Source organism: Variovorax glacialis, from assembly GCF_051216375.1.
Classification (GTDB): domain Bacteria; phylum Pseudomonadota; class Gammaproteobacteria; order Burkholderiales; family Burkholderiaceae_C; genus Variovorax.
Genome location: NZ_JBPJZT010000034.1, coordinates 1 through 21,261, shown reverse-complemented (window position 1 = coordinate 21,261; position 21,261 = coordinate 1). Strand labels below are relative to the sequence as shown.

The following is a 21,261-nucleotide window of genomic DNA, read 5'->3' as shown; positions in this document are numbered from 1 at the left end:
CTTCGACCACTTTGCCCATGTCAAGCACGATCACTGCCTCACGACCGAGGTGCGGCTCACCCCGAGTTGCTCCGCCAGATCGCGCTCAGACGGCAGCCGATCACCGCCCTCAGTTGTCGTTCACGAATCAGGTTTTCGAGACGAGCGGCAACCACACGATAAAGCCGGGCCTCCATGGGCGGGTCCTGCGCCACACACGGCTGCGGGGAGCGTCTTCATCGAGGCACCGCGCCACGCTATCGTTTTCCAGGTCATACACCGAGTATTCGAAGGGCTATCTGGCGCGTGTCATTTTTTTGCTCTGACGTTGTAATAGTTACATGTCAGAGGGAAGAAGAAACACCTGCGCCCGGTCCACGGTGCGTCGCATCAGCGGAAGGTCAAGGGGGGTGCCCAAGTACGGCGCTGCCCGCTCCTGCAGATCAGCCAGCCATTGCCGCACCTCCGCTGCAGTGCCGTCGCGGTATGTGCAAGGGTGCCAAGCACCAGGCCCGCCGTACTTGGCATGCAGTTCCTCGTGCCGTAGGGCAGTACCGTTCCCGCTGCGCTTGTCGAGCGCTTGTTGCACCTTCGCCCGCCATCCCAACGGCATTGGCAAAGCGACTACATAGGCGCTTGCCATCGCCGCAGCCCCTGGGCTGAGAGAAGCGGCGTCGGCGCAGGCCAGCCGCAGCGCTGCGATTTCGCGGTGGACGGTCCGGGGTACGGTCATAGCCTTGAGAGTATTGCATGTCGCTGCGATGATTGCGGGCCCGATCATGCCAACCACGCGCCGGCTCGGGCGGGAGAATCAGTCATGACCACGAAGAAAAGGCACCCTGTCCAATGCCCGGCCGCCTCGAGCAACTTCAAGCATTTTGCATCCGACCGCAGGCAGTGCGCCGCGCTAAGGGGTAGCGGAATGGCGGCAAGGCGCAGAGCGTACACGGACGGTCAAGCAGCACCATGTGAATTCGGCACCCGTCGCTGATTTTGCGCAGCGGCCTGCGACGACGCCTGAAGCGCGCACACCGCCGACAACTGCGCCGACACGCTCTGCGCCACATCAACTGGTGGCGATCGACAGCCGGGTCGTTATCGTCTGAAGAGCACTGTTGCTCGCGCCCTCCTGGATCCGACGTCGACGAGATGTCGGCGCAGTTTGAAGGCGACGCGCCACTTATGGCGTTCGTGTTGACGCGCACGATCAGGCCGACGCGGCGCTGCAATTCTTGTCGAGAAAGGTCACCCGCGGTTGTCATGCGGAAGTCGGCGCGACCGGCGACCTCCGGTGGCTGAGTCGGCTCGTAGAGCTGGGTATCGGCGGGTCGGGTCACTTTCCGTCGACGCCGCAGCCGGCTCAGTGAGGATCGCCGCTTAGTGCGGCTCGGCATTGCCATGGCGATTGCGGTAATCTGGTTGTTCGAGCGGACAAGCGTCGTGCGACCTGCGAAAGCTGCGAACAAATGCACGCCGACTTACAGAACTATGCCAAATGGTGCGGTGGGAATTCCGGCCGACAGTTCAGGTGGCCGCGGCGCCGGAGACGAACTGCGCGAGCGGGCGGCGCGGCGTGGCTGGCGCCGGAGCGACCGGATATCCGATTCGACACATCATTTGCAGTGTCGGGTCATCTGCGCCACGCGGCGCCGCAACGTCCAGCAGCGCCCGGTGAGCCGCCGCGTATTGAATCGCCATCTCCGGGAACTCCTGCAGGGCCTGGCTCATCGGATGCACGCCGAGCCCGAGAGCGGTGGCCCGCAATTGCTGGCGCACATAGGCGCGACCGGCCTCGATCTGGTCGCTGCGCCCGTTGCGAGCGGTACCCAGCCAGACAAAACCCATCGCCGTATTGCTGTAGTCGTCGAACAATTGCAACGCCTGTCTGAAGGCCGGGCTATCCACTGTCGGCGGCTGGCCGCGGTCGAACTGCCCCAATGCAGAAAAGACGCGCGCCGCGCGACCGTTGATTGAGATACCGTCCCGGTGGCGCAGGATCTCCTCCGGCCCCACGCGCATAAGGCGCAGGCTTTCCATTGCCGTAGCGGGCGTCAGCAACTCCACGCGGGCCGCGTCCAGGCATAGCGCGCGAAGGGGCTGCACGCGCGCCATATCCACAGTGCCGCCTGCGGTCACGCCGGGTGCGGCGCCGGCTGCAACCACCTCCTGCAGCGTCTGTGCAGAGACGGGACGTGTGGTGTCGAAGCGCATCTTGGGCGTGTGTCGCGCCAGCACCTGCGCGAACAACGGATCTCGCTTCGCACCGGGCGCGAGCCCGAGACGCGCGATCGGCTTCGCCGACCATTGAGCGAGCGTGCGCGGTAGCTCGCCCTCGGGCCAGAGCGTGACCTCCGCCAGCACGTTCTGCTCGGCCAATGCCATCACCAACAGTTCAAGAAAGGCACCGTGACCGATCAGGATCTGGCGGCCGAAGGGATCGGTTTCCGGAAGCAGGCGCTCCGCGTCGCAATAGAGCGTGATCGTGTCGGGCGCGCGGAGATCGAGCATCCAGGGTTGGCGGTTGTGCGGATTGGGTGCGGTCACTGCATATGCGATCGCGCGCTTTCGCACGTCGGATTCGCTGCCAGGGCCGCGCCAGATTTCAACTGCCTCGGCAGGGAATTTGGGCGACATCGACCACACGGCCAGGGAGCCGGCACCGGCGGCGGCCACCACACCGCCGCCGAGTAGACGAACGAAGCTGCGGCGCTGGATCATGGGAGGCTCCTTAAAGGCTCGAAGGTTGGGGGATGGCACCATTGTCAGAAGTGCGGCCGTTCATCACAATTGCCTAGGTTCCAATAGCAGATATGCGTTTATGAATAGCGTCGTTCCAGATGCAACCTGATTTCGACTGGCGCCTGGTGCGCTCATTCCTCGCAGCGCTCGAGTACGGGAGCTTGCTCAGCGCCGCCCGTGCGCTCGGCTCAAGCCAGCCGACGATAGGCCGCCATATCGCCGAGCTCGAATCGCAACTCGGCACGGTGCTGTTCGAACGCACCGGCCGCGGGCTGCTGCCCATGCCGATGGCTCTGCAGCTGGCCGGCGACGCCCGTGCGATGGAAGTTGCGGCGAACGCACTCACCCGCAGCGTCTCAGGCGCCGACGCGCTCACCTCGGGCACGGTCCGCGTCAGCGCAAGCCAGCCTATAGCGGTGAACCTGATGCCACCTCTTATCGCGCGGATGCGTCAGGCGCTGCCGACCGTGCAGGTCGAACTGGTGTCGAGCAACAGTGTGACAAACCTGCTGCGCCGCGAAGCCGACATCGCCGTGCGGATGGTCCAGCCGGATCAGGCCTCGCTGGTGATCAAGCGGGTGGGCAAAGTAAGCTTCAGCGCCTGCGCGCACCGCGACTACTTGCGGCGGCGCGGCGTTCCGCGCCAGCCGGGCGACTTGGCGGGGCACGAGCTCGTGGGGCTGGATCGTGATGACAGCATCCTACGTGGCTTCGAGGCGATGGGTCTCCCTTTTGCGCGCGAGAAGTTCGCCTTCCGCAGCGACGATCTCAACGCCTATTGGCAAGCCGTGCGTGCCGGGCTCGGGATCGGGTTTGTCGCCAACTACATGCTGCGCTTGGACCCGGAGGTCGAGCCGGTGCTGCCGATGCTCGACATCCCGCCGCTCCCGGTGTGGCTGGTGGTACATCGCGAAATCCGCAGCAACCGGCGCATTCGCGCGGTCTACGATTTTCTCGCGCGTGCCATCGCGGCGGCGCTCTGAGGGCCGGCGCCCCTAGACTCGCTGTCGCGGTTCCATCGGGCACCTTGAACGCCTTGAACCGTTCGGAGATCTTCTACTGCGGGCAATGGGCCGTCCGCGCGTAGGCACGCTGATGCAACGCATGGCATCCAGGCGGAGCCCCCTACCCAACTTCGGCAAGCGGCATCCAGAGCATCCGGATCTGTCGCACCCATCGCGCGGGCTGGAGGGCTGGCCGTCGGGCGGCCAATCAAGGCTGGGCGCCACGAGTAGATGACTCAGCCGGCGACTTCCGCGGCCTTGAAGCCCGAAAAATGAATATCAGATCGATCAAATCGCTAGCTCTTCATTGCTTCTCATTCCTGCCCTCTCAAGCGCCGAAAAGCGGCAGCCGGGCACTGCGGCGGCGGCGGGGGATTCGACCTGCGCGACATCTGTTCGGTGGAGACCCCGGCGCCAGTCCGTGCCTAGAATGTCCTTGTGTCCCTCAGGAGCCGCAACGTGACCCTTCGCGCAGGCGATCTACCGGACTTCGCAGCCCGGGCTCCTGAACTCGCATGGATTTTGTCTCGCTGTCCGGCGACATCACCGTGATCGTCGAGCAATCCGGCGTGATCCGCAACGTCGCACAGGGCGAGGGCGATCCTCTGGCGCCCCTGGCCTACGAATGGGTCGGCCGGCGATGATACGGTGAGCGGCGACACGCGCGCCAAGATCGCCGCCCTCCTGGGCATCAGCCCTGCGGACCTGCACCGGCTGCGCCGGCGCGGCAACGGGCCGGGAGCGAAGCCTCACCGGGGAGAGGGCGAGTGACCGGGAGCCCCGCATTCGGCACGGCGGACCTCACCAACTGCGAGCGTGAGCTGATTCATCTCGCCGGCTCGGTGCGGCCGCACGGGGTTCTGCTGACGCTGGACGAACCCACGCTTCGCATCGTCCAGGCCAGCGACAACGCGTCGCGCCTGCTCGGCCAGCGGGTGCACGACCTGCTCGGGCAATCCCTGTCGGTGCTGGGTGGAGACATCGAACGCGCCATTCGACGCATCGCGTCGCAAGGGACGCTCGCCGATCCGGAAGCGCTGCGCTGCCGGGTGGAGACGCACGGCGTCCTGCTGGAGTTCGAGGGGACGTTGCATCGCGTCGGCGGCAATCACTTGCTGGTCGAGATCGAGCCTGTGGGCGAGGCGACGGGCGTCGAGACCGTCGACATCCCCAGCGCCCGGCTGCTCGAACTGCTCGGCGAAGCCGTGCAGCGCATCAGCGACACCTCGACCATCGGCGCGCTTGCGGACTCGGTGGTCAAGAGCTGCCGCGACATGTTCGGCTACGACCGCGTGATGGTCTACAAGTTCGACCCCGACGGCCACGGCAAGATCATTGCCGAGGCGCGCGACCCGCGGCTGGAATCTCTGCTGGGCCATCACTATCCGGCCTCCGACATTCCGCAGCGCGCCCGAGAGCTCTACCTGCGCACCCGCCTGCGGGTGCTGGTCGACGTGCACTACGAGGCGTCGCCGCTCGTGCCGCAACGTGCCCGGCACCGACGAGGAACTCGACATGTCGCTGTGCCACCTTCGCAGCATGTCGCCCCTGCACCTGCAGTACCTGAAGAACATGGGGGTCACCGCCACGCTGGTCGTTTCGCTGGTGCGCGAAGGCCGGCTCTGGGGACTCATCGCCTGCCACCACTATTCGCCGCGCAACATGCGCTTCGCGGTGCGCGCGGCCGCGGACCTGCTGGCCGAGGTCATCTCGACGCGCATTGCCGCGATCGAGAACTATGCCTACGCGCAGGTCGCGATCCAGGTTCGCCGCCTCGAGCAGCGGCTGGTCGAGGCCACGTCCACCGAGGGCGACTGGCGCGTGGCGTTGTTCCGGAATCCGCGCACCCTGCTGCAGCCGCTCGATGCCACGGGAGCCGCCCTGTTCTACGAGGGCGAGGTGCTGACCGCCGGTGAAACGCCCACGGCGGCCGAGTTGCGCGAGCTCATGCGGTGGATCGACGCCCAGGCGTTCGACGACCTCTTCAGCTGCGCCTCGGTCGAGCGCGCCAATCCTTCGTTCGATTCGCTCACGGCGAGCGCGAGCGGCGTGGTGGCGGCCCGGCTGTCGACCACGCGCCCGGACTACCTGATGTGGTTCCGCAAGGAGCAGCTGCTCACGGTGACCTGGGCCGGCGATCCCACCAAGCCGGTCGTCGACAACGATCCGCTGAAGCTCTCCCCTCGGCGTTCGTTCGCGGCCTGGTCGGAGATCGTGCGCGGCACGGCGCTGCCCTGGTCCGTGGCCGAGCTCGCGATGGCACGCGCCTTCGGCGCCGCGCTCATCGACATCATCGTGCAGGTCAATGCTGTGCGGCTGCTGATCGCGGAGCACCAGCTCGCGCAGATCCGCGCCAACGTGTCGAACTCGAACGAGCCGGTCATGATCGTCGACGCCGCGGGAAAGGCGCTCTTCGCCAACCGCTGCTTCTTCCAGTTGATCCGGCGCGACGCCGGCCAGGATGCGCCGCTCGGCGACACGTCGCAGCTGTTCACGGAGCCGGATCGTGTGCGCAAGATCCTCGAAGCCGTCGCCCAGGACCGCCAGCCCTGGCGCGGCGAGCTTTCGCTGGACCTCGGGGCCGGAGCGAGCGTGCCCGCGGCCCTGCGCGCGGAGCCGGTGCCGGCACGCGACGGCTCTCTGCTGGGGTACTTCCTGATCGTCACGGACCTCACGAACAGCCAGCGCGCCGCAGAAGCGCGGCGGCAGCTGGAGCAGTCGCTCTCGCAGGCCGAGCGCGACCAGTCCCTGGCGCGCGCGCGGGACGGGCATCAACGAGCGGGGCGATGTGATCGGCGCGATCCTGTCCAACGCCGGCCTTGCGGCGATGGACATCGCCGACGGGAACATGGGCGCCACCGTCGTTCCCTTGCTCCAGGAGCTCGAGGCCTCGACCCGCCGGGCGGCGGCGCTCTACAGTCGCGTGAAGGCCTTCAGCAACTGAGCGCGCTGACGGCGAGCTCGTCGAAGAGGCGGCGGTGTCTTTCAAAGGCGAACCTCGCCTCCTCGACGATGGCGCTAACCGTGGCTTCGTCGGCCGGCACCGCGTCAAGACCGTCGCGGAACGCCTGCTTGAGGCGGACCGTCTCTTCGGGCTGGCCGAAATCGTAGAACGCCGTGCCCGGGGCCGAACCGAGCGCAAGGCTCTCCCTCACGATGCGCCCCAACATCCCAACATCTGCCCGCCGCTGAGGTCACCGAGATAGGGGTCGATTTGTTTTCGGTGTCAAAGCTGACGGTTCGCATCTGCAGCAACGGCGCGGGGTCGTTCGGCTAAGTCTTTGATTTCGCGAGCGTTGCTATTCGCTTCTGCGGCGTATCGTCTGCGGCGCCTGAACAGCAAAGGAGCGCAGCGATGCACGGTTGGCGGACGTCCTAACTGGGCCTGCGCGACATGCCCAGCGAGATCAGCGAGTTCGAACTGCAGGTGTTCTTTAGCTTTAGTCGCGCCGAACTCGAATTAATCGGGCGCAGGCGCAGTGGCGGCCTCAAGCTGGGTTTGGCGCTGCACATCGGCTTCGCCCGCATGACCGGACCGCCGCTGAACAGCGTGCGGATCGTGCGCCCCGCTCTGCTCAGCCACCTCGGCCGAGAGCTGGGCATTGCTTCCCGAGCAGAACTCTCGCTACAAAGACACTCGACTGCGATCGTCTCGATATTTTGACAAAATGGTCGAGCAGGACCATCGAGGCGTGAAGTTGCGCATCAAGCCCATGCTTGGCTTCAGGTCTTCGACCGCGCGGCCGTGACGATCGCCGGCGTCGAGCTGTTGCATCACATTGGCAAGGTTCAGTTCAATCTCGACCGACTGCGCGCTGCGGGACAAGCCAACAGAGCCGTCTTGGCCTTCTTTCCTTCCAGCCGCTTCGTGTGCATCTCCAACATGCCGCTCTCGGAGAGCCGGCGCGCCAGACTAAAGAATGATTCCTCGCTTTATTGGATCACCCTGTCGGCGCGGAGCAGCAGCGACGGTGCAACGGTGATGTCCATCGCCTTCGCCGCCTTCATTTTGATCACCAGTTCAAACGAGTCGACTGCTCGACCGCAATCTCGGCCGGGATCCCCCCTTTGAGCACCTTGTCCACCAAATGGGCCGAGCGGCGAATTTGATCAACGAGTGGCGCGCCATAGGAAAACAGGCAGCCTGCCTCGGCCATGGCGGCGATGCCGCCGACCACTGGCACGCGCTTTCGATTGGCAAGCTCGATCAGCCGCCCGCGAAGATTGCTGGTGATCGTCGTCGCCCCGACGATGACATCGACTTCTTGCCCAAGCAACTTGGCCACCGCAGCATCGAGTTCCACCGGATTCGATGCTTCAGCGACGACGACCGTCAGGCCAAGCGCAAGTGGGAGGGACGCAAGCGCGCTGCGGTCGAAGTTCAAACGCGGATCCTTCGGGTCGCCCAAAAGCCCGATGCGCTTGGCGTTGGGAAGCATCTCGCGCAGCACTTCGAGTCGCTTGAGCGCCAGCGAATCGATGACGCTGACGACGCCCGTCACGTTGCCGCCAGGATGCGCCAGGCTGGCTACCAAACCGGCGCCGACAGGGTCAGTGCCTGTTGCAAACACGATGGGGATCGTGCGCGTCGCTTGCCTCGCAGCCATGGCTGCGATTTGCGGTGGCGCATAGATCAGTTCTGGCATTCGTACCACCAGTTCGGTGGCAAGCCGCGACAGGTCCTGATGGCGATCGTCGGCATAGACCCGGTCGAAAGCAATGTTCTGCCCTTCGATCCAGCCGAGTTCGCGCATCTGGTCGAAAAAGGGCTTCAAGGTGATGTCCTCGTTGGCGCGCGTGCTAGGCGCGAGAACGGCCACGCGTCGCAGGCCCGTGGCCGTCTGCGCCTGCAACGCAGCGTTGGAGGCGAGCACGGTTGCCCAAGCAATCACGAAACTTCGTCGGCAGATCATTTCCCAGCCTTGTCCACACGCAGGAGTGTGCACCGCAGGATCGCAGTGCTCTGCGGAGATGCAGGGAGTGCGCGTGTGTCCGGCATGTGCTTCGGCTCCTTGCGCTAGTGCGCGGCCCCGTCAGGCAAGGCCGCATTTAGATCGCGGAGATTGCTGTAGCTGGTTTTGAAACTGATCTGCGTAAATCGGCACAGTTCCAGCTGGTTGATTCTGCGCCGATATTCCTCAAGGAATTCCGCTGCCTTCGCAGGTTGGCGTGCCTAGCCGAATGCGGCGAATCGGCTTCGAGGCCACCCGAGACGAAAATTGTGAGCGAGCACAACTTCACCACTCAAAGAGCCGCCGCGCGTCTGGCGAGTGGGCATCGGCAGCACTCGCCCTGCGTCCGATGGGGTCGCGGGACGTGTGCTGCATGATGGTCTCGTGGTGTGAACCGTTCAGGGACTGTCATGGCGTCGGGGTTGGGGTGGGCCGACGCGGCACCGACCAATACGGCCCATTCCCGGAAGTGCACGAACGGTCAATTGGCCCGGCCCTGAACCTTTGGATGCTGCAAGGACTCGTTTCTTACCCGGTGCGACGCTGCTGCACACATGGGGATCGGCGCTGGCGCACCCCCCATGCATGGCATCGTGCCGGGCGGCGGCTTGTCCGCGGACGGCGAGCGCTGGCTCGCCTGCAGGCCTTGCTTCTTCCTGCGGTGGTGGACGGCTTCGGGCCCGCTAACGCCGGTGCGCGGCGGCAGAATGCGGGCCAATACCCATCAGACCATGCCGTTCCCTGATAGCGGCCTCTCGGCGCCGCTATCGACAGAGCAGTCGGTGGATTTTTGGAAGAGCGGACGTTCATCCGAGCCAGCCTCGCAATGCCCTTGCGGTACGAAGGTCGGCGGCTTCAGAGCCTTCTCTGAAGTCATCGACCACCGACAGCGCGGCGCGCGCCGCGCGGCGATCGCGAGGCGCAAGGAGGTACGCAAGGCTCATCGCTGCGCGAAGCTCGAGCGACTTCATCTGGCGTTCGCGGGCCAGCGCGGCAGCCTCGCGCAAGCGCCTTTCGGCTTCATCCGTTGCCTGCGGCGACCGGGCCAACAGCAGGTTGCCGTAAAGACGGTGCAGCTCCGGTCCGTAAAGCCCCTCGAAGTGTTTCGGTTCAAGCGACCGCAGCATGTCGAGCCCCTTGGCGGGCTGCCCCGCCCGTCCGTAGATGTCGGCAACGAGGCCGAAGCTGATGCTGGCGCTCCAGGGCCAGCCTGCACGCAATGAGGCCGGTAGGTTTTCCTCGGCGATGTGAATTGCTTCGTCGATGCATCCCTCCTCCACCAGCAGCCGCGCGAGAATGATCGAGGCATGCTCGGGCCAGCCCATCACGCCATGAGCGCGCCCGAGGCTCGAGGCCGCCTTGGCGTGCAGCTTCGCTGCACCGCGGTCGCCAAGGTGGTAATAGACGACGGCGGCGAGCTGGTTCGCAAGAACGGTCGTGCCTGGATGACGCACCTGCTTGGCCAACTGCAATCCGCGCACGGCGTTGTCGCGCGCCTGGCCGAAGTTCCCGAGTAGCCACGCGCCGATGGCCCCCATCTGGTGGCAGCAAACCCCAGGGTCGTGAGTGCCGTAGATCCACCATGCCGAGCGTTCGTACTGACGATAGAGGAGGTGACCCTGCTCCAAATGAGGCAGGGCCTCCGTCGGCCGCCCCACTGCGATAGCCGTCGACCACAGTGAATGTCGGGCCTCAAGCCGCATGTACTCGTCGTCTTCGCCGGCCACGCGCAGAAGCCCGACTGCCAATTCCCTCGCACGCTCGTGCTCGCCGCGACTGTAGTGACAGCCCCAGAGTCCGAACAGCACTGGAAACCGGCGCGAGGTCTCGCCCAGTCGATCGCAGAGATCAAGCGCCTTCGCATAGCAGGCCTCGGCGTCCCGGTCCCAACCGCCATTGATCGCCATCAGCGCGGGCCCGAGGCCCGTGAGCGACTCGATGGCGCTGGCAAGCGTCTCGCGCGATTCAGGCAGACCCGCCACCAGGGCCAAGGCCTCTTCGAAGAACCCGATCGCTTCGCGATGGGCCGAGCGCATGACGGCCTTGGTGCCCGCATCGTTCAGGTACGAGATGGCTTTGCCCTTCAGCCCACCGCGCAGAGCGTGATGGGCCAGCCATTCGGCATGCTCACCGATTCGATCGCGATAGAGCGCTTCGATTGCAGCGACGACTCGAGCGTGCAGCTCGCGCCTCCGTTCGCCGAGCAAGCTCGCATAGCTGACCTCATGCGTCAGCGCATGTTTGAACGTGTACTCGAGATCGGGGAATAGCGCCGCCTCGTAGAGAAACTCGGCCGCCTGCAGGCGTGCAAGCGTCGCTCGCAGCACATCCTCCGCGACCCCGGCGATCGATCGCAACAAGGCGAACGGAATGTCCTTGCCGACCACGGCAGCAGCTTGCAGCAGCTGCTTGTCATCGGGCGCAAGACGATCGATGCGCGCCGCTAGAATCGATTGAACGGTCGCGGGTACCTTGGACGCTTCCACCGCTCGGCCCAATCGATAAGCGCCCTGGTCACCGGCAAGCGCCCCGGTTTCGGCCAGCGCGGATACCGATTCCTCGATAAAAAACGGGTTGCCTTCGGTACGCTCGATGAGGTGCTGCCGCAGATCGTGTAGATCGCTCGCCCGGCCCAACAGCGCGTCGAGCAGCTCCTCGGCGGATCCGCGCGGCAGTGGATCGAGGTGCAATTGCTGGTAGTGGGTCTTCTGGCCCCGCGGATGCCCGGCCTCGGGCCGGCAGCTCACAAGCAACAACAGTTTCGCAGCAGGCAGGGCCTCGACCAGCGTGTCGAGCACCGCCCGACTCTCCGTGTCGACCCAATGCAAGTCTTCGAACACCAACACGACGGGCTGCACCTGGCACTCGCGCAGTACGAGCCGCTTCAGCGCGTCGACGATGGCCTGCCGCCGCTGCCCCGGGTCGAGGCGCTGCCAGGGGTCCTCTTCAGGCAGCACGTCCAAGAGCGCCCACAGGGCAGGCAGCGTCGGCTCGAGCGAGCGATCGAGCGACAGCAGCTTGCCGGCGACTCGGTCCCGGACTCTGCGCGCGTCGTCACGTTCCTCAATGGCGAAGTAGGTTTTGAGGACGCCGACGATGGGCAGGTAACCCTTCGTCCTGCCATAAGAAACGCAGCCAGTCTCGAGGACCAGCCAGCCCAAGGTACGCCTACCGTGAACGAACTCGTGCAGGAGACGTGACTTGCCGACCCCTGCCTCGCCGAAGACTGTGACGAATTGCCCTTGGCCCCGCGCCGCAAGATCGATGGCACTCGCCAGCGCACCCATTTCGCGATCGCGGCCTACGAATTTGCCCAACCCTCGGGCTGCTGCGGCCTGTAGCCGACTGCGCGCCGGGCCGACACCGATCAGTTCGTACGCATTCACCGGCTCGCGCAGACCCGCGACGACGATCGGCCCCAACGGATTGGCCAGCATGGTCCCCTGCGCAAGGCGCAGCGTCTCGGCGGTGATCAGGATCGAGCTCGCGCTCGCGCTCGCCATCTGTTCCATGCGAGCGGCAAGATGCGTGGTCTGTCCAACCGCCGTGTAGTCCATATGCAAGTCGCTGCTGATCGAGCGAACGACAACTTCACCGGAGTTGACGCCGACGCGGATCTCAACCGGCGTGGCGCCGGCGCGTCGCAACTCTTCGCTATGGCGTGCCACAGTCGCTTGCATTCGAAGCGCCGCGCAGCATGCGCGCACGGCGTGATCTTCATGGGCGATTGGCGCACCGAACAGTGCCATGATGCCGTCACCCATCACCTGGTTGACCGTGCCCTCGTAGTAGTGGACCGCTTCCATCATTTGCTCGAGCATCGGGTCGAGGATCTTGCGAGCCTCCTCAGGGTCACGCCCGGCAAGCAGTTCCATCGAACCCTTCATGTCGGCGAAGAGCACGCTGATTTGCTTTCGCTCGCCTTGCAGTGCGAGTTGGGAGCTGACAATCTTTTCGGCCAGATGCTTCGGGATCGCGACACCCGGCAATGCAGCATGCATCGGCACGTCTATCCGCGACAGGAGCGGCTGCGCACAGTCGTTGCAGAACCTTGCCCCTTCGGGGTTGTCGTGCTGGCAGTGAGGGCACATCATGGCCGTCTCTCCTTGCGATCTTGGTTGCACCGTCCGCGCGAGTATGCGACGCGTTGTCGACCAAATTTTGTCAGACCATGCGGGGCGCTCGCAGCACCTCAATTGGCCGATCGTGATCGATCAACGTCCGCTAAGAGTAACGGGCGCTATGTCCTCTGGGCTTTGAGCGAAGTACACGAAGGTCAGGTTTTCCAAGTCTCAATAGGCAGCAACGGGCCCTACCCTGCCTTTGTCAGCGCACCCCGTAACAGCGGGTACGCAGCGAAAGCAACCGCGGGCTCATGCGGTGGGGGTGTCTGATAAAAATGGCGCGATTGTCCGAGCCACTGCTCACTCGGGGTAGGCGGGAAAGCCCGACAGCTAGAATCGGCGTGCAAACGAGGTGATTCGATGACTGATCGACGCCGACAGTGTGATTCGATAATCGATCGTCGCGACTTCGCGAACGCTCTGGCCATCGGGCTGGTGGGCTCTTCCATCATCGCCAGTGCGCAGCCGACGCGGCGCCTTCCCGTGTTGGGTGTCCTGACCCCCAACGCGGATGCTCGCGGCAGGACGGTGGCCGCCCTGGTGAAGGGTCTGCGCGAACTCGAGTACGTCGAAGGCAGGGACTTCGCGTTCGAGTTCCGCTTCGCGGCCGGAAGACCGGCGGACTTCCCGGGCCTCGCAGCCGAACTCGTAAGCCTCAAGGTCGACGTGATCTACGCCATAGGTCCGGCTGCACTCACGGCGGCAGCGCAGGCGACTCGCGTGATGCCGATCGTGGCCCTGGATCTGGAAAGCGATCCCATTCAGGCCGGATGGGCACGCACCCTCGCGCGGCCGGGTGGCAACGTCACCGGCATGTTTCTCGACATTCCAGGCATGGCGGGCAAGTGGCTCGAGCTGCTTCAAACTGTCGCACCAGGAATTCGCCGCACGGGCCTGTTGTGGGACTCGACTACCGGCTCGGCGCAACGGGTCGCCGCCGAAGCGGCGGCGCAGGGCTTCGGCATCGAAGCTCAGGTTATGGAAGTCAGCGGCTCCGACGGCATCGATGCTGCGCTCCGGGCCGGTGTCGGCGCGGGAATCAATGCCATCGTCGTTCTAGGGTCACCCGATCTGAGCCGGGTGGCGACCAACAAGCTGATCGCCGATTTTGCGGCCGCCAAACGGCTGCCGGCGATTGCACCGTTCCGCTGGTTTGCGGAAGCCGGCGGCCTGTTGTCGTACGGCGTGAACTACGAGGACTTCTATCCGCGGGCCGGGAGCTTCGTGGTCAGGGTTCTCAAGGGCGCCCGACCCGGCGACCTGGCCATCGAGCGGCCGTCAAAGTTCGAGCTGGCCGTCAATCGGAAAACCGCGCGGGCGCTCGGCCTCACCATCCCGCAGGCGCTGCTGTTGAGGGCGGACGAGGTCATTCAATGAAAAGGCGTCGCGCGTTGCTCTCCGGCGTGTCGGCTCGCGCCTTGCCGCCCTGGTCGCCCACTCAGATATGTACTTATCTTGTGCTCCGTGCCAGCACGGCCTTGGCTCGCTTGACCTTGCCAGGACGTCGATTGCGCTGGCGTCCAGATGAAGGGCTTGGGGTTGGCGTTGTGGTGGGCCACGCATAGATCGATCGCCAGTTCCAGTTCAGGCACGCTGGTGAAGCTGTCGCGCCGGATGCGGTTCTCCGAGATGTCGCGGAAGAAGCGCTCGACCATGTTCAGCCACGACGCGCTGGTGGGCTTGAAGTGCATGACGAACCGCGGGTGCCGGGCCAGCCACGCCTGCACGTCGGGATGCGTGTGCGTGCCCCAGTTGTCCACGATCAGGTGCAACTGCAGGTGCTTGGGCGTCTTGCGCTCGTCTTGCGCTGGATCAGGCGCAGGAACCTAGGACCAGTCCCTCTCTCGCGCGCGCGGGACGGACGTCAACGAGCGGGGCAACGTGCTTGGCGCGATCCTGTCCAACGCCGGTCTCGCGGCGATAGACATCGCCGACGGGAACACGGGAGCGACCGTCGTTCCGTTGCTTCAGGAGCTCGAAGCTCGACCCGCCGACCCGCCGACCCGCCGCGCGGCGGCGCTCTGCAGCCGGGTGAAGGCTCTCAGCAAATGAGCGCGCCCGATGCGCTGCTCAATCGAGCCGGCAGGCCTGCGAGGCCGATGAGGGAGTTGGACCCTACCGCTGAGATAAGCGGCGCGATGTGCAACTTGCGGTCATTGCCGAGGCTCTCCAGCGCCTGAAGCGACGCGAACAACTCATCTTGTTGCGCTGCTCACAGCGCGGCTCAGCCAGCTGCGGTAATACGTCCCGCCCGTTTCAAAAGTCAAAAAAGGCCCTTCGATGAGTCTCACCGAAGGACCAGGGCCGTCGCGCCCGGAGGGGGGAGACATTTAAGGCGCGACGACGAATCCATTTTGCGCGCACGACAAGCTCACCGGCGTGCTGAAACACCCTTGAGACTTCGAGGATTTCTTCACGCGTTTTGCCGCATCGAATCTCGAGGTCGGAGCGAAGTTTCGATGGCAACCGGGTTGGGCTAGCCGCTCGACTACAGCCTCGCACCGAAAAGCGAGAATTGGCGACTTGGCCTTGTGGCGGCTGGCTTTGGCCTGACCTTCGTGCCGTGCGCCGCGATCGAGCCGAGCTCAACCAAGCCTCTCTCACGCGCCAGGTGAATGACGACCTGCACGAGCAGCTCTGAGAGCCCTTTCAGGTGGAAGGCGCGGAAAGTCCGGATCGTGCAGGGTGCGGTGCGCTCACGCGGGAAGGATCCAGAAAATTCCAGCCGTTCAGGGGGCAGGCACTGCCGTTCGGTTGGAAGGAACGATCTGCGGCTGGTATCCAAAGACCTCGCGATCTCGAACATCCACATGGACCTTGAGCCAATTCACGTCATTGGTGCCGTTCGCCTGGTTGTCGCCAAACGTCTCGACTCGCGTGAAGTTCTCAAGTCGCCGGCCGAGGGAGTCGAGAAGTGGCTTGTCCACACGGTAGTAGTGCGAGTCGCCGTGCACGTAGGCGACTGGCTTCCGAAAGGCAATCGTCTCCTCGCGCAACGCAAGCAAGTACTCCTGAAAGCCATCGGGCTGACCATCCGTTTGGGCGAGCGTTCTTGCGTCGCGTAAAGGCGCCCGTGTTGCATCGCTTGCATCCCAGCCCGGGTTGGCCTGGGCAATGATCATGACGGCAGCCGACTGGCGCGCGGCCGCAAAGCGAAATGATTCCCTCAGCCATGCAATGTTGGCCTGGTTGCGCGCGGTCCATTCCGTGGGATCGGGCGCCGTGTCGCAAAGGTTGTTGCAGGAGCCTTGCACATTGAGCGTGATGTAGGTCACGCCGCCAAACGTCCAGCGTCGATTCTCGACGCAGGGCGTCGGACCTTTCACTCCAAGGCAGAGCGCCGCAGTCTGTACCTCTTGGCGCAGCCGGCGCTGCCCGAGCGAAAACGGCGTACCAAACAACACTTGACGTTCGTGGTCAAGGCGTTCTCGCGAAGAAAATCCGCCGTTCGACGGGCGATCGCAGTCAGTCCAGTCGTTGTCCCCGGGCGTTAGCATGGCAGGAGCTTTCAGTGCGTTGAAGAAGCCGAGCGCTTGGGCGTAGAGGGCGTCGCTGCACGTCGTCGGCGTGACCGAGCCCGGCGTCCCGTTGCCAGCTTTCAGGTCTCCGTCGTGAACGGTGAAGGCAAGTTCTTGCCTGTTCATATCGGCAATAAGGTTGGGCACGCCGGTGAGCGCCTGCACATCCGAATACGGCAGATCGCCCCACAGTCCGATGGCATAGGGTGCTCTTACCCTTCCTCTTTCATCTCGATCGTCGTCATCCTCATGGTCGGCCAACGCGAGAGTTGTCACTGACGCCAAGACCATTGCAAAGACGATCGTCAAAAAATTTGCACGGATTCTCATGAAGCCTCCATCCGGGTTGCTATACGGTTGCGCAGATCCTACGGCCCACATAAGGACGCATCTTGAAGCCATTTGCGCCCCTGCACACTGATCATTTGAATGAGATCGGCTTGCCCGACGTGTCCTTGATTTCGCCCCAGGAGGTGGCGATCACGCCCTTGACCTTGTCGGGCATCGGCACGTAGTCGAGGTCGCCTGCGGTCTTGTCGCCGGTCTTGTAGGCCCAGTCGAAGAACTTGAGCGCGGTGGTGGCCTGCGCCGGCTTGTCCTGCACCTTGTGCATCAGGATGAAGGTGGCGCCGGTGATGGGCCAGGATTCCTTGCCCGGCTGGTCGGTCAGCACCTGGTAGAAGGTCTTCGACCAGTCCGCACCTGCGGCAGCGGCCTTGAAGGCCGAGTCGTCCGGCGCCACGAAACTGCCGTCCTTGTTCTGCATCAGGGCGTACGTCATCTTGTTCTGCTTGACGTAGGCGTATTCGACGTAGCCGATCGAGTTGGGCAGGCGGTTCACGAAGGCTGCGACGCCCTCGTTGCCCTTGCCGCCGGCGCCGTTGGGCCAGTTGACGGCCGTGCCGTCGCCGACCTTGGTCTTCCACTCGGGGTTGGCCTTGCTCAGGTAGTTGGTGAACAGGAAAGTCGTGCCCGAGCCATCGGCGCGGCGCACGGTGGCGATGGCGGCGTCAGGCAGCGCGAGCGACGGGTTGAGGGCCTTGATCGCCGGATCGTTCCACTTGGTGATCTTGCCGAGGTAGATGTCGCCGAGCACTGCGCCGTTCAGCTTGAGTTCGCCGGGCTTGATGCCCTGGATGTTGATGACAGGAACCACGCCGCCGATCACGGTCGGGAACTGCATCAGGCCCTTGGCCATGAGATCGTCATCCGACAGCGGCATGTCGGAAGCGCCGAAATCGACCGTCTTGGCCTCGATTTGCTTGATACCGGCGCCCGAGCCGACCGACTGGTAGTTGATCTTGGCGCCGGTGGCCTTGTTGAAGTCGGCGGCCCACTTCGAATAAAGCGGCGCCGGGAAGCTGGCGCCGGCGCCAGTGGCGGCTTCCTGGGCAAAGACAGGAACATGGGCAAAGGCTACGGCCAGAAGGCCAGCGGCAGCGAATTTGAACGTCGCTTTCATGATGATTCCCCTGGAGATCGTGCGCATGCGCGCACTGTCCGAACATAGTGTGGCGTTTGCGTGGCAGCGGTGTGACAAGCGCCACTTGGTCGATAGGACCCGGTACTCAGTTCAAACGTGGCAAAGTTTGCGAAACGGACAGGCCCAGGCGTAAGCATTGCCGATGGTGCCGCGCGGCGTTTCGTGCTCGGGCGCGGCCTCGGCCTGACGCGCAGCGAATCGAGGTTCGTCGAAGGGACCTGGTGGCGCCGCAGGAAGCCAGCGTCACCCTCTGCTTCGGTGCACGGGCGGCGCTGGGCCTATGCCGAGTCAAAGAGATTCTTCAATTGGCAAAGGTGACGGGACATGTTGATTGCTTCCCAGAAAAAAAGGCGGTCGAACCGCAACGAGTTAGCCGCAACATAAGACAACTCGCCGTCAAGTGCATAACCAAACGGTGTATCGCTGGCGCAATCAGCCAAGCGTCGTGGCGGCTCGTTCAGGGCTCATAGAAGACGGCAAAGCCTTTGCGCTCGATCTGCCTTGCAATGTCTGCCGCGTCGGCGCCCTTGTAAGCCTCTTCCGGATTGAAGCGGTGGCGCAATTTGAAGCCGGCGAGGTTCGCCAGGTCCGCGTCGGGCAAAGGCATCGCAGCGGGAGAGAGACCGGCCGGCACGGCCAGGAACTTTCCCGTGTTCGTGATACTTCGATAGATGTCGACATCCATGGGATCCCCTTGCGTCACGGAAGGTTACGCCGGACCGAGTGACATGACCGTGACGAAACCAACTGAAACGCGCTGGGTAAGCGCCGGCTAAGCTTCGGCGGGCGGAACGAAGGAGACGAATGCGAGGGTGTCCACGCCTGCGGCTGGGCCGGTGCGCTCGATTGCGTCTCGGCGGCGCTTCGAGCTTGTTGAAGTCCGGTTCCGCGCCAGCCGCAGTCGTCAACGCGCCGACCCCCAGCAGGGCCCTGGCGATACCACCGTGCTCGATGCCGGCGGATGACCGAGCATTGATGTTCGGCCAGCGGATCAGCGGATCCGGTGATCGGTCAAGGAGATGTGGGTCACCATGCCAACAGTTTCCGACTCAGGCGTGCTGCACCTGGACCCCGCGCACCGAAGGCGAACACCGTGTTCATAAAGTCGCCGGGAGGCAATGACTTTGCCTTCCGTAACGACCACGCGCAGACGGCGCGAGGGCCTTACAGCGCTGACAAGTGGATCAGTCCTGCGCCGGACCTGGGCGACATGGTGTTGTTTCCGAACTACCTGCTGCACGCGGTGCCGCCGAACCCCGGGAAAGCGACGGGTCACGATGGCAGTTAAGCCATCCCCACCCGGCTCGACTCCGGGTGCGCATTTGGTAGGTCACGCTCGACAATCGGCTATTGCCTTAGACACGAGCCTATCGGCAGGCAGCCAACACCGTCCCGGCGCCTTGGTCAAATATGCATTGCTGCAAGAGCGCCAACGACCAAACCGACCCCGGCAACGGCCAGCATGCCCCATTCCAGCCACCTTCTCCTGGTCAGCAGGGCCATGGCAGCCAAGGCGATCGAGACCTGCAGCGCCGTGGTCGCCTGCGCCCAGCGACGGTGCTGGTGCATTTGATCCTCGGATTTTTGATCCCAATCGTTGGAGTCGATCTCGAGCTTCTGCGCGACAAGCAAGATCTCGGCTTTTTCTTGCTCGTAGCGCGAAACCTTCGCCTGCCAGCCTTGCTTTCGGTCGTCCGGCGACGTGTCCCTGGCGAACTCTGCAAGTGCCTGCTTCGTGCTCTTCGACTGAAAGTAGTTCCATTGGTTGGCCGCCTCGGTTTTCTTCATGCCGGCGTTGTTCTTGTACAGCCCCGCGTTGGCTTGAGTCAGACCTCCCATGTACGAGAAAATGGCCCCCACTGTGGCAATGACAGCGGTACATACGGCGATCTGGCTGGTCATGCTTCTGCGACCAGGCCCCCCGGAAGCGGGGGCTGAATGGGCCTCGTGGTTCGAACCTGCGTGCTCCAGTTCGTGCTCGTGCGGGCCGTGTACATGAAAACCGCCTGCTGACATAGTTTTCCTTGGTCTAGGGGAAGGGGTAGGCAAGTATGACGAGATCGGCTGCTTTATCGCGCGCCGACACGCGAGCAGTTGTCGGCGTTCGTGCTGCACTCCGCTCTGTCACAGTCTGGAAAGTGCACAAGCCGTCGTTTTCAATCCCCAGGCATTGCAAGCGTTCGGGCTGGATGTGCTTGACTGAGTACCGGTATGGCGCGGCCGTCGACGGCGCGAAAGGTTGTCAGAAGTCCAACGATTCGAGCCTGGACCAGAATCGGCAGCGGAGCGAACCCCGTGCCTGCAACCGCTTTGTCGCCTAGCAGGAACGACCGGTAGAAAAAGTTCAATGTACGGCCCGCACGTTCGACCGAGGCCGGCGATCGCGGCACGAGGATGTAGGTCGCCGTCACGATCGGCCATACGCCGGGTCCATCGATGTCGAGCAGTGGCGCTGCCTCCAAGCTGGTTTTGAAGAGCGCGCCGGCGCGGCTTGCGGCGCTGAATGCTTCAATGGAGGGTGCGATCCATTCCCCGCGCTTGTTTCGCATGCTGACCGCGCTCAGATGATCGCGCTGCACGTAATCGGACGAAATGTAGCTGATGGCTCCGGGCGTTGATTTCACGGTTTGTGCGACTTTGCCGGAGCCCTCCACTGCGTCTATTGCACCGGGCCAACTCGCCAGGTTGCCCTTGCTTTCAATGGACCCGGCGACAGTCGGCGAGACCTGCTTGAGGTATCGCACAAAAACTTCGGTCGTCCCCGAACCATCGGCGCGAACGATTCGCGTGATACGCAGATCCGGCAGCGAAAGCGATGGGTTAAGCGCTGCGATCGCCTTGTCGTTCCAGCGAGAAATCTCGCCCGTGAATATCTGCGTCAGAACCTCCGGACTCAGACGCAGCAAGCCTGTGGCAATACCCGGGAGGTTCACGACCGGGACGACACCCCCGACGAGCGTGGGAAACTGGAACAGCTGATTCTTCTGAAGCTCTGCCTCGCTTAGCGGTACATCGGTGGCGCCGAAGTCAACGGCACGAGAGACGATCTGCTTGACGCCAGCTGACGATCCGCTCGGCACGTAGGTCAGCTTCACTCCGGTCTCCTGTTCGTATTGCTGAGCCCATTGCGAATAGACCTCGGCTGGGAACGTCGCTCCGGCACCAGTCACGGACACGGTTTCGGCCGTCGTGACAGCGGGCAGGAGGACGACAGTTGCGAGAACAATCGAGCGAAGGGAGTTCATAAAGGCGCTGGGCAGATCCGGGTGATGTGTGACTAAATGTATTATATGGTTATGGTTTTCTAGTGTCGTGAGTTAGAAGTTCGTTGAACTATTGGCGAACATCGTGGTCAGTCGTGTACCGTGTGTACTCGACGAGGCTGCAATGAGCGGACGACCCAAGGCGCAACTGGTGCTGAGTGAGACCGAACGTGATGAGCTTGAGGCTCTGACGCTGCGG

16 protein-coding genes and 5 pseudogenes are annotated in these 21,261 nt (G+C 63.8%); 9 read left to right on the top strand and 12 right to left on the bottom strand.

Annotated features, from left to right (window positions below; translation table 11 throughout):
• Window positions 1-30: 30 nt before the first annotated feature.
• Window positions 31-96: a hypothetical protein gene (locus tag ACSFBL_RS34665; RefSeq protein ID WP_435520354.1), complete on the bottom strand. Its 66-nt coding sequence runs from the start codon at window positions 94-96 to the stop codon at window positions 31-33.
• Window positions 97-1,503: 1,407 nt separating this feature from the next.
• The gene (locus ACSFBL_RS34660) at window positions 1,504-2,697 is read right to left on the bottom strand and encodes an Acg family FMN-binding oxidoreductase (protein WP_435520347.1); all 1,194 of its coding nucleotides are present in this window, start codon (window positions 2,695-2,697) and stop codon (window positions 1,504-1,506) included.
• A 119-nt stretch (window positions 2,698-2,816) separates the two neighbouring features.
• On the opposite strand from ACSFBL_RS34660, the gene ACSFBL_RS34655 reads away from it, so the two are divergent.
• The 4 genes and pseudogenes from ACSFBL_RS34655 to ACSFBL_RS34640 all read left to right on the top strand — a co-directional run.
• Entirely contained in the window at window positions 2,817-3,701 is an 885-nt protein-coding gene (locus tag ACSFBL_RS34655; protein WP_435520346.1) for a LysR family transcriptional regulator, read from the top strand.
• A 536-nt stretch (window positions 3,702-4,237) separates the two neighbouring features.
• Entirely contained in the window at window positions 4,238-4,366 is a 129-nt protein-coding gene (locus tag ACSFBL_RS34650; protein ID WP_435520345.1) for a hypothetical protein, read from the top strand.
• Between the two features lie 123 nt (window positions 4,367-4,489).
• Window positions 4,490-4,798, top strand: a pseudogene (locus ACSFBL_RS34645) (hypothetical protein); the annotation flags it as partial.
• Between the two features lie 412 nt (window positions 4,799-5,210).
• Window positions 5,211-6,395: pseudogene (locus ACSFBL_RS34640) on the top strand (GAF domain-containing protein); the annotation flags it as partial.
• A 260-nt stretch (window positions 6,396-6,655) separates the two neighbouring features.
• On the opposite strand, the gene ACSFBL_RS34635 reads toward ACSFBL_RS34640, so the two are convergent.
• Complete coding sequence (locus ACSFBL_RS34635; protein ID WP_435520344.1) at window positions 6,656-6,892, bottom strand: biliverdin-producing heme oxygenase; 237 nt, start codon at window positions 6,890-6,892, stop codon at window positions 6,656-6,658.
• A 224-nt stretch (window positions 6,893-7,116) separates the two neighbouring features.
• Here ACSFBL_RS34635 and ACSFBL_RS34630 point away from each other — a divergent pair, with 224 nt between their 5' ends.
• Window positions 7,117-7,386, top strand: a complete 270-nt coding sequence (locus ACSFBL_RS34630; protein ID WP_435520343.1) for a DUF4158 domain-containing protein — start codon at window positions 7,117-7,119, stop codon at window positions 7,384-7,386.
• A 349-nt stretch (window positions 7,387-7,735) separates the two neighbouring features.
• On the opposite strand, the gene ACSFBL_RS34625 is transcribed toward ACSFBL_RS34630, so the two are convergent.
• Entirely contained in the window at window positions 7,736-8,635 is a 900-nt protein-coding gene (locus tag ACSFBL_RS34625) for an ABC transporter substrate-binding protein (RefSeq protein WP_435520342.1), read from the bottom strand.
• Window positions 8,636-9,217: 582 nt separating this feature from the next.
• On the opposite strand from ACSFBL_RS34625, the pseudogene ACSFBL_RS34620 reads away from it, so the two are divergent.
• Window positions 9,218-9,333: pseudogene (locus tag ACSFBL_RS34620) on the top strand (transposase); the annotation flags it as partial.
• A 147-nt stretch (window positions 9,334-9,480) separates the two neighbouring features.
• Here the strand turns inward: ACSFBL_RS34620 and ACSFBL_RS34615 are convergent.
• A complete protein-coding gene (locus ACSFBL_RS34615; protein WP_435520341.1) occupies window positions 9,481-12,768 on the bottom strand; it encodes an adenylate/guanylate cyclase domain-containing protein in 3,288 nt (1,095 codons plus the stop codon).
• A gap of 390 nt (window positions 12,769-13,158) precedes the next feature.
• Here ACSFBL_RS34615 and ACSFBL_RS34610 point away from each other — a divergent pair, with 390 nt between their 5' ends.
• Window positions 13,159-14,175: an ABC transporter substrate-binding protein gene (locus ACSFBL_RS34610; protein ID WP_435520340.1), complete on the top strand. Its 1,017-nt coding sequence runs from the start codon at window positions 13,159-13,161 to the stop codon at window positions 14,173-14,175.
• Window positions 14,176-14,318: 143 nt separating this feature from the next.
• Here the strand turns inward: ACSFBL_RS34610 and ACSFBL_RS34605 are convergent.
• Window positions 14,319-14,594 (bottom strand): annotated as a pseudogene (locus ACSFBL_RS34605) (transposase); the annotation flags it as partial.
• An 85-nt stretch (window positions 14,595-14,679) separates the two neighbouring features.
• Here ACSFBL_RS34605 and ACSFBL_RS34600 point away from each other — a divergent pair.
• Window positions 14,680-14,850 (top strand): hypothetical protein, encoded by a 171-nt coding sequence (locus tag ACSFBL_RS34600; RefSeq protein ID WP_435520339.1) that lies wholly within the window; start codon window positions 14,680-14,682, stop codon window positions 14,848-14,850.
• A gap of 467 nt (window positions 14,851-15,317) precedes the next feature.
• Here ACSFBL_RS34600 and ACSFBL_RS34595 read toward each other — a convergent pair.
• The 4 genes and pseudogenes from ACSFBL_RS34595 to ACSFBL_RS34580 all read right to left on the bottom strand — a co-directional run.
• Window positions 15,318-15,526: pseudogene (locus tag ACSFBL_RS34595) on the bottom strand (IS5/IS1182 family transposase); the annotation flags it as partial.
• Window position 15,527: 1 nt separating this feature from the next.
• Window positions 15,528-16,646: a hypothetical protein gene (locus ACSFBL_RS34590; protein WP_435520338.1), complete on the bottom strand. Its 1,119-nt coding sequence runs from the start codon at window positions 16,644-16,646 to the stop codon at window positions 15,528-15,530.
• 91 nt (window positions 16,647-16,737) lie between these two features.
• Window positions 16,738-17,778, bottom strand: a complete 1,041-nt coding sequence (pstS, locus tag ACSFBL_RS34585; RefSeq protein ID WP_435520337.1) for a phosphate ABC transporter substrate-binding protein PstS — start codon at window positions 17,776-17,778, stop codon at window positions 16,738-16,740.
• Between the two features lie 478 nt (window positions 17,779-18,256).
• Window positions 18,257-18,484, bottom strand: a complete 228-nt coding sequence (locus tag ACSFBL_RS34580; RefSeq protein ID WP_435520336.1) for a hypothetical protein — start codon at window positions 18,482-18,484, stop codon at window positions 18,257-18,259.
• Between the two features lie 408 nt (window positions 18,485-18,892).
• Between ACSFBL_RS34580 and ACSFBL_RS34575 the strand changes: the two genes are divergently transcribed.
• The gene (locus ACSFBL_RS34575) at window positions 18,893-19,087 is read left to right on the top strand and encodes a putative 2OG-Fe(II) oxygenase (protein WP_435520335.1); all 195 of its coding nucleotides are present in this window, start codon (window positions 18,893-18,895) and stop codon (window positions 19,085-19,087) included.
• 116 nt (window positions 19,088-19,203) lie between these two features.
• Here ACSFBL_RS34575 and ACSFBL_RS34570 read toward each other — a convergent pair whose 3' ends face one another.
• Window positions 19,204-19,815 (bottom strand): DUF4337 domain-containing protein, encoded by a 612-nt coding sequence (locus ACSFBL_RS34570; RefSeq protein ID WP_435520334.1) that lies wholly within the window; start codon window positions 19,813-19,815, stop codon window positions 19,204-19,206.
• A gap of 140 nt (window positions 19,816-19,955) precedes the next feature.
• Window positions 19,956-21,044 (bottom strand): phosphate ABC transporter substrate-binding protein PstS, encoded by a 1,089-nt coding sequence (gene pstS / locus ACSFBL_RS34565; RefSeq protein ID WP_435520333.1) that lies wholly within the window; start codon window positions 21,042-21,044, stop codon window positions 19,956-19,958.
• Window positions 21,045-21,261: the final 217 nt, after the last annotated feature.

What these genes read in the sequence shown, in the direction of transcription:
- ACSFBL_RS34660 (WP_435520347.1), bottom strand. Translation starts at nt 2,697, where the DNA reads ATGATCCAGCGCCGCAGCTTCGTTCGTCTACTCGGCGGCGGTGTGGTG.
- ACSFBL_RS34655 (WP_435520346.1), top strand. Translation starts at nt 2,817, where the DNA reads ATGCAACCTGATTTCGACTGGCGCCTGGTGCGCTCATTCCTCGCAGCG.
- ACSFBL_RS34650 (WP_435520345.1), top strand. Translation starts at nt 4,238, where the DNA reads ATGGATTTTGTCTCGCTGTCCGGCGACATCACCGTGATCGTCGAGCAA.
- ACSFBL_RS34635 (WP_435520344.1), bottom strand. Translation starts at nt 6,892, where the DNA reads ATGTTGGGGCGCATCGTGAGGGAGAGCCTTGCGCTCGGTTCGGCCCCG.
- ACSFBL_RS34630 (WP_435520343.1), top strand. Translation starts at nt 7,117, where the DNA reads ATGCCCAGCGAGATCAGCGAGTTCGAACTGCAGGTGTTCTTTAGCTTT.
- ACSFBL_RS34625 (WP_435520342.1), bottom strand. Translation starts at nt 8,635, where the DNA reads ATGATCTGCCGACGAAGTTTCGTGATTGCTTGGGCAACCGTGCTCGCC.
- ACSFBL_RS34615 (WP_435520341.1), bottom strand. Translation starts at nt 12,768, where the DNA reads ATGATGTGCCCTCACTGCCAGCACGACAACCCCGAAGGGGCAAGGTTC.
- ACSFBL_RS34610 (WP_435520340.1), top strand. Translation starts at nt 13,159, where the DNA reads ATGACTGATCGACGCCGACAGTGTGATTCGATAATCGATCGTCGCGAC.
- ACSFBL_RS34590 (WP_435520338.1), bottom strand. Translation starts at nt 16,646, where the DNA reads ATGAGAATCCGTGCAAATTTTTTGACGATCGTCTTTGCAATGGTCTTG.
- pstS (WP_435520337.1), bottom strand. Translation starts at nt 17,778, where the DNA reads ATGAAAGCGACGTTCAAATTCGCTGCCGCTGGCCTTCTGGCCGTAGCC.
- ACSFBL_RS34580 (WP_435520336.1), bottom strand. Translation starts at nt 18,484, where the DNA reads ATGGATGTCGACATCTATCGAAGTATCACGAACACGGGAAAGTTCCTG.
- ACSFBL_RS34570 (WP_435520334.1), bottom strand. Translation starts at nt 19,815, where the DNA reads ATGTCAGCAGGCGGTTTTCATGTACACGGCCCGCACGAGCACGAACTG.
- pstS (WP_435520333.1), bottom strand. Translation starts at nt 21,044, where the DNA reads ATGAACTCCCTTCGCTCGATTGTTCTCGCAACTGTCGTCCTCCTGCCC.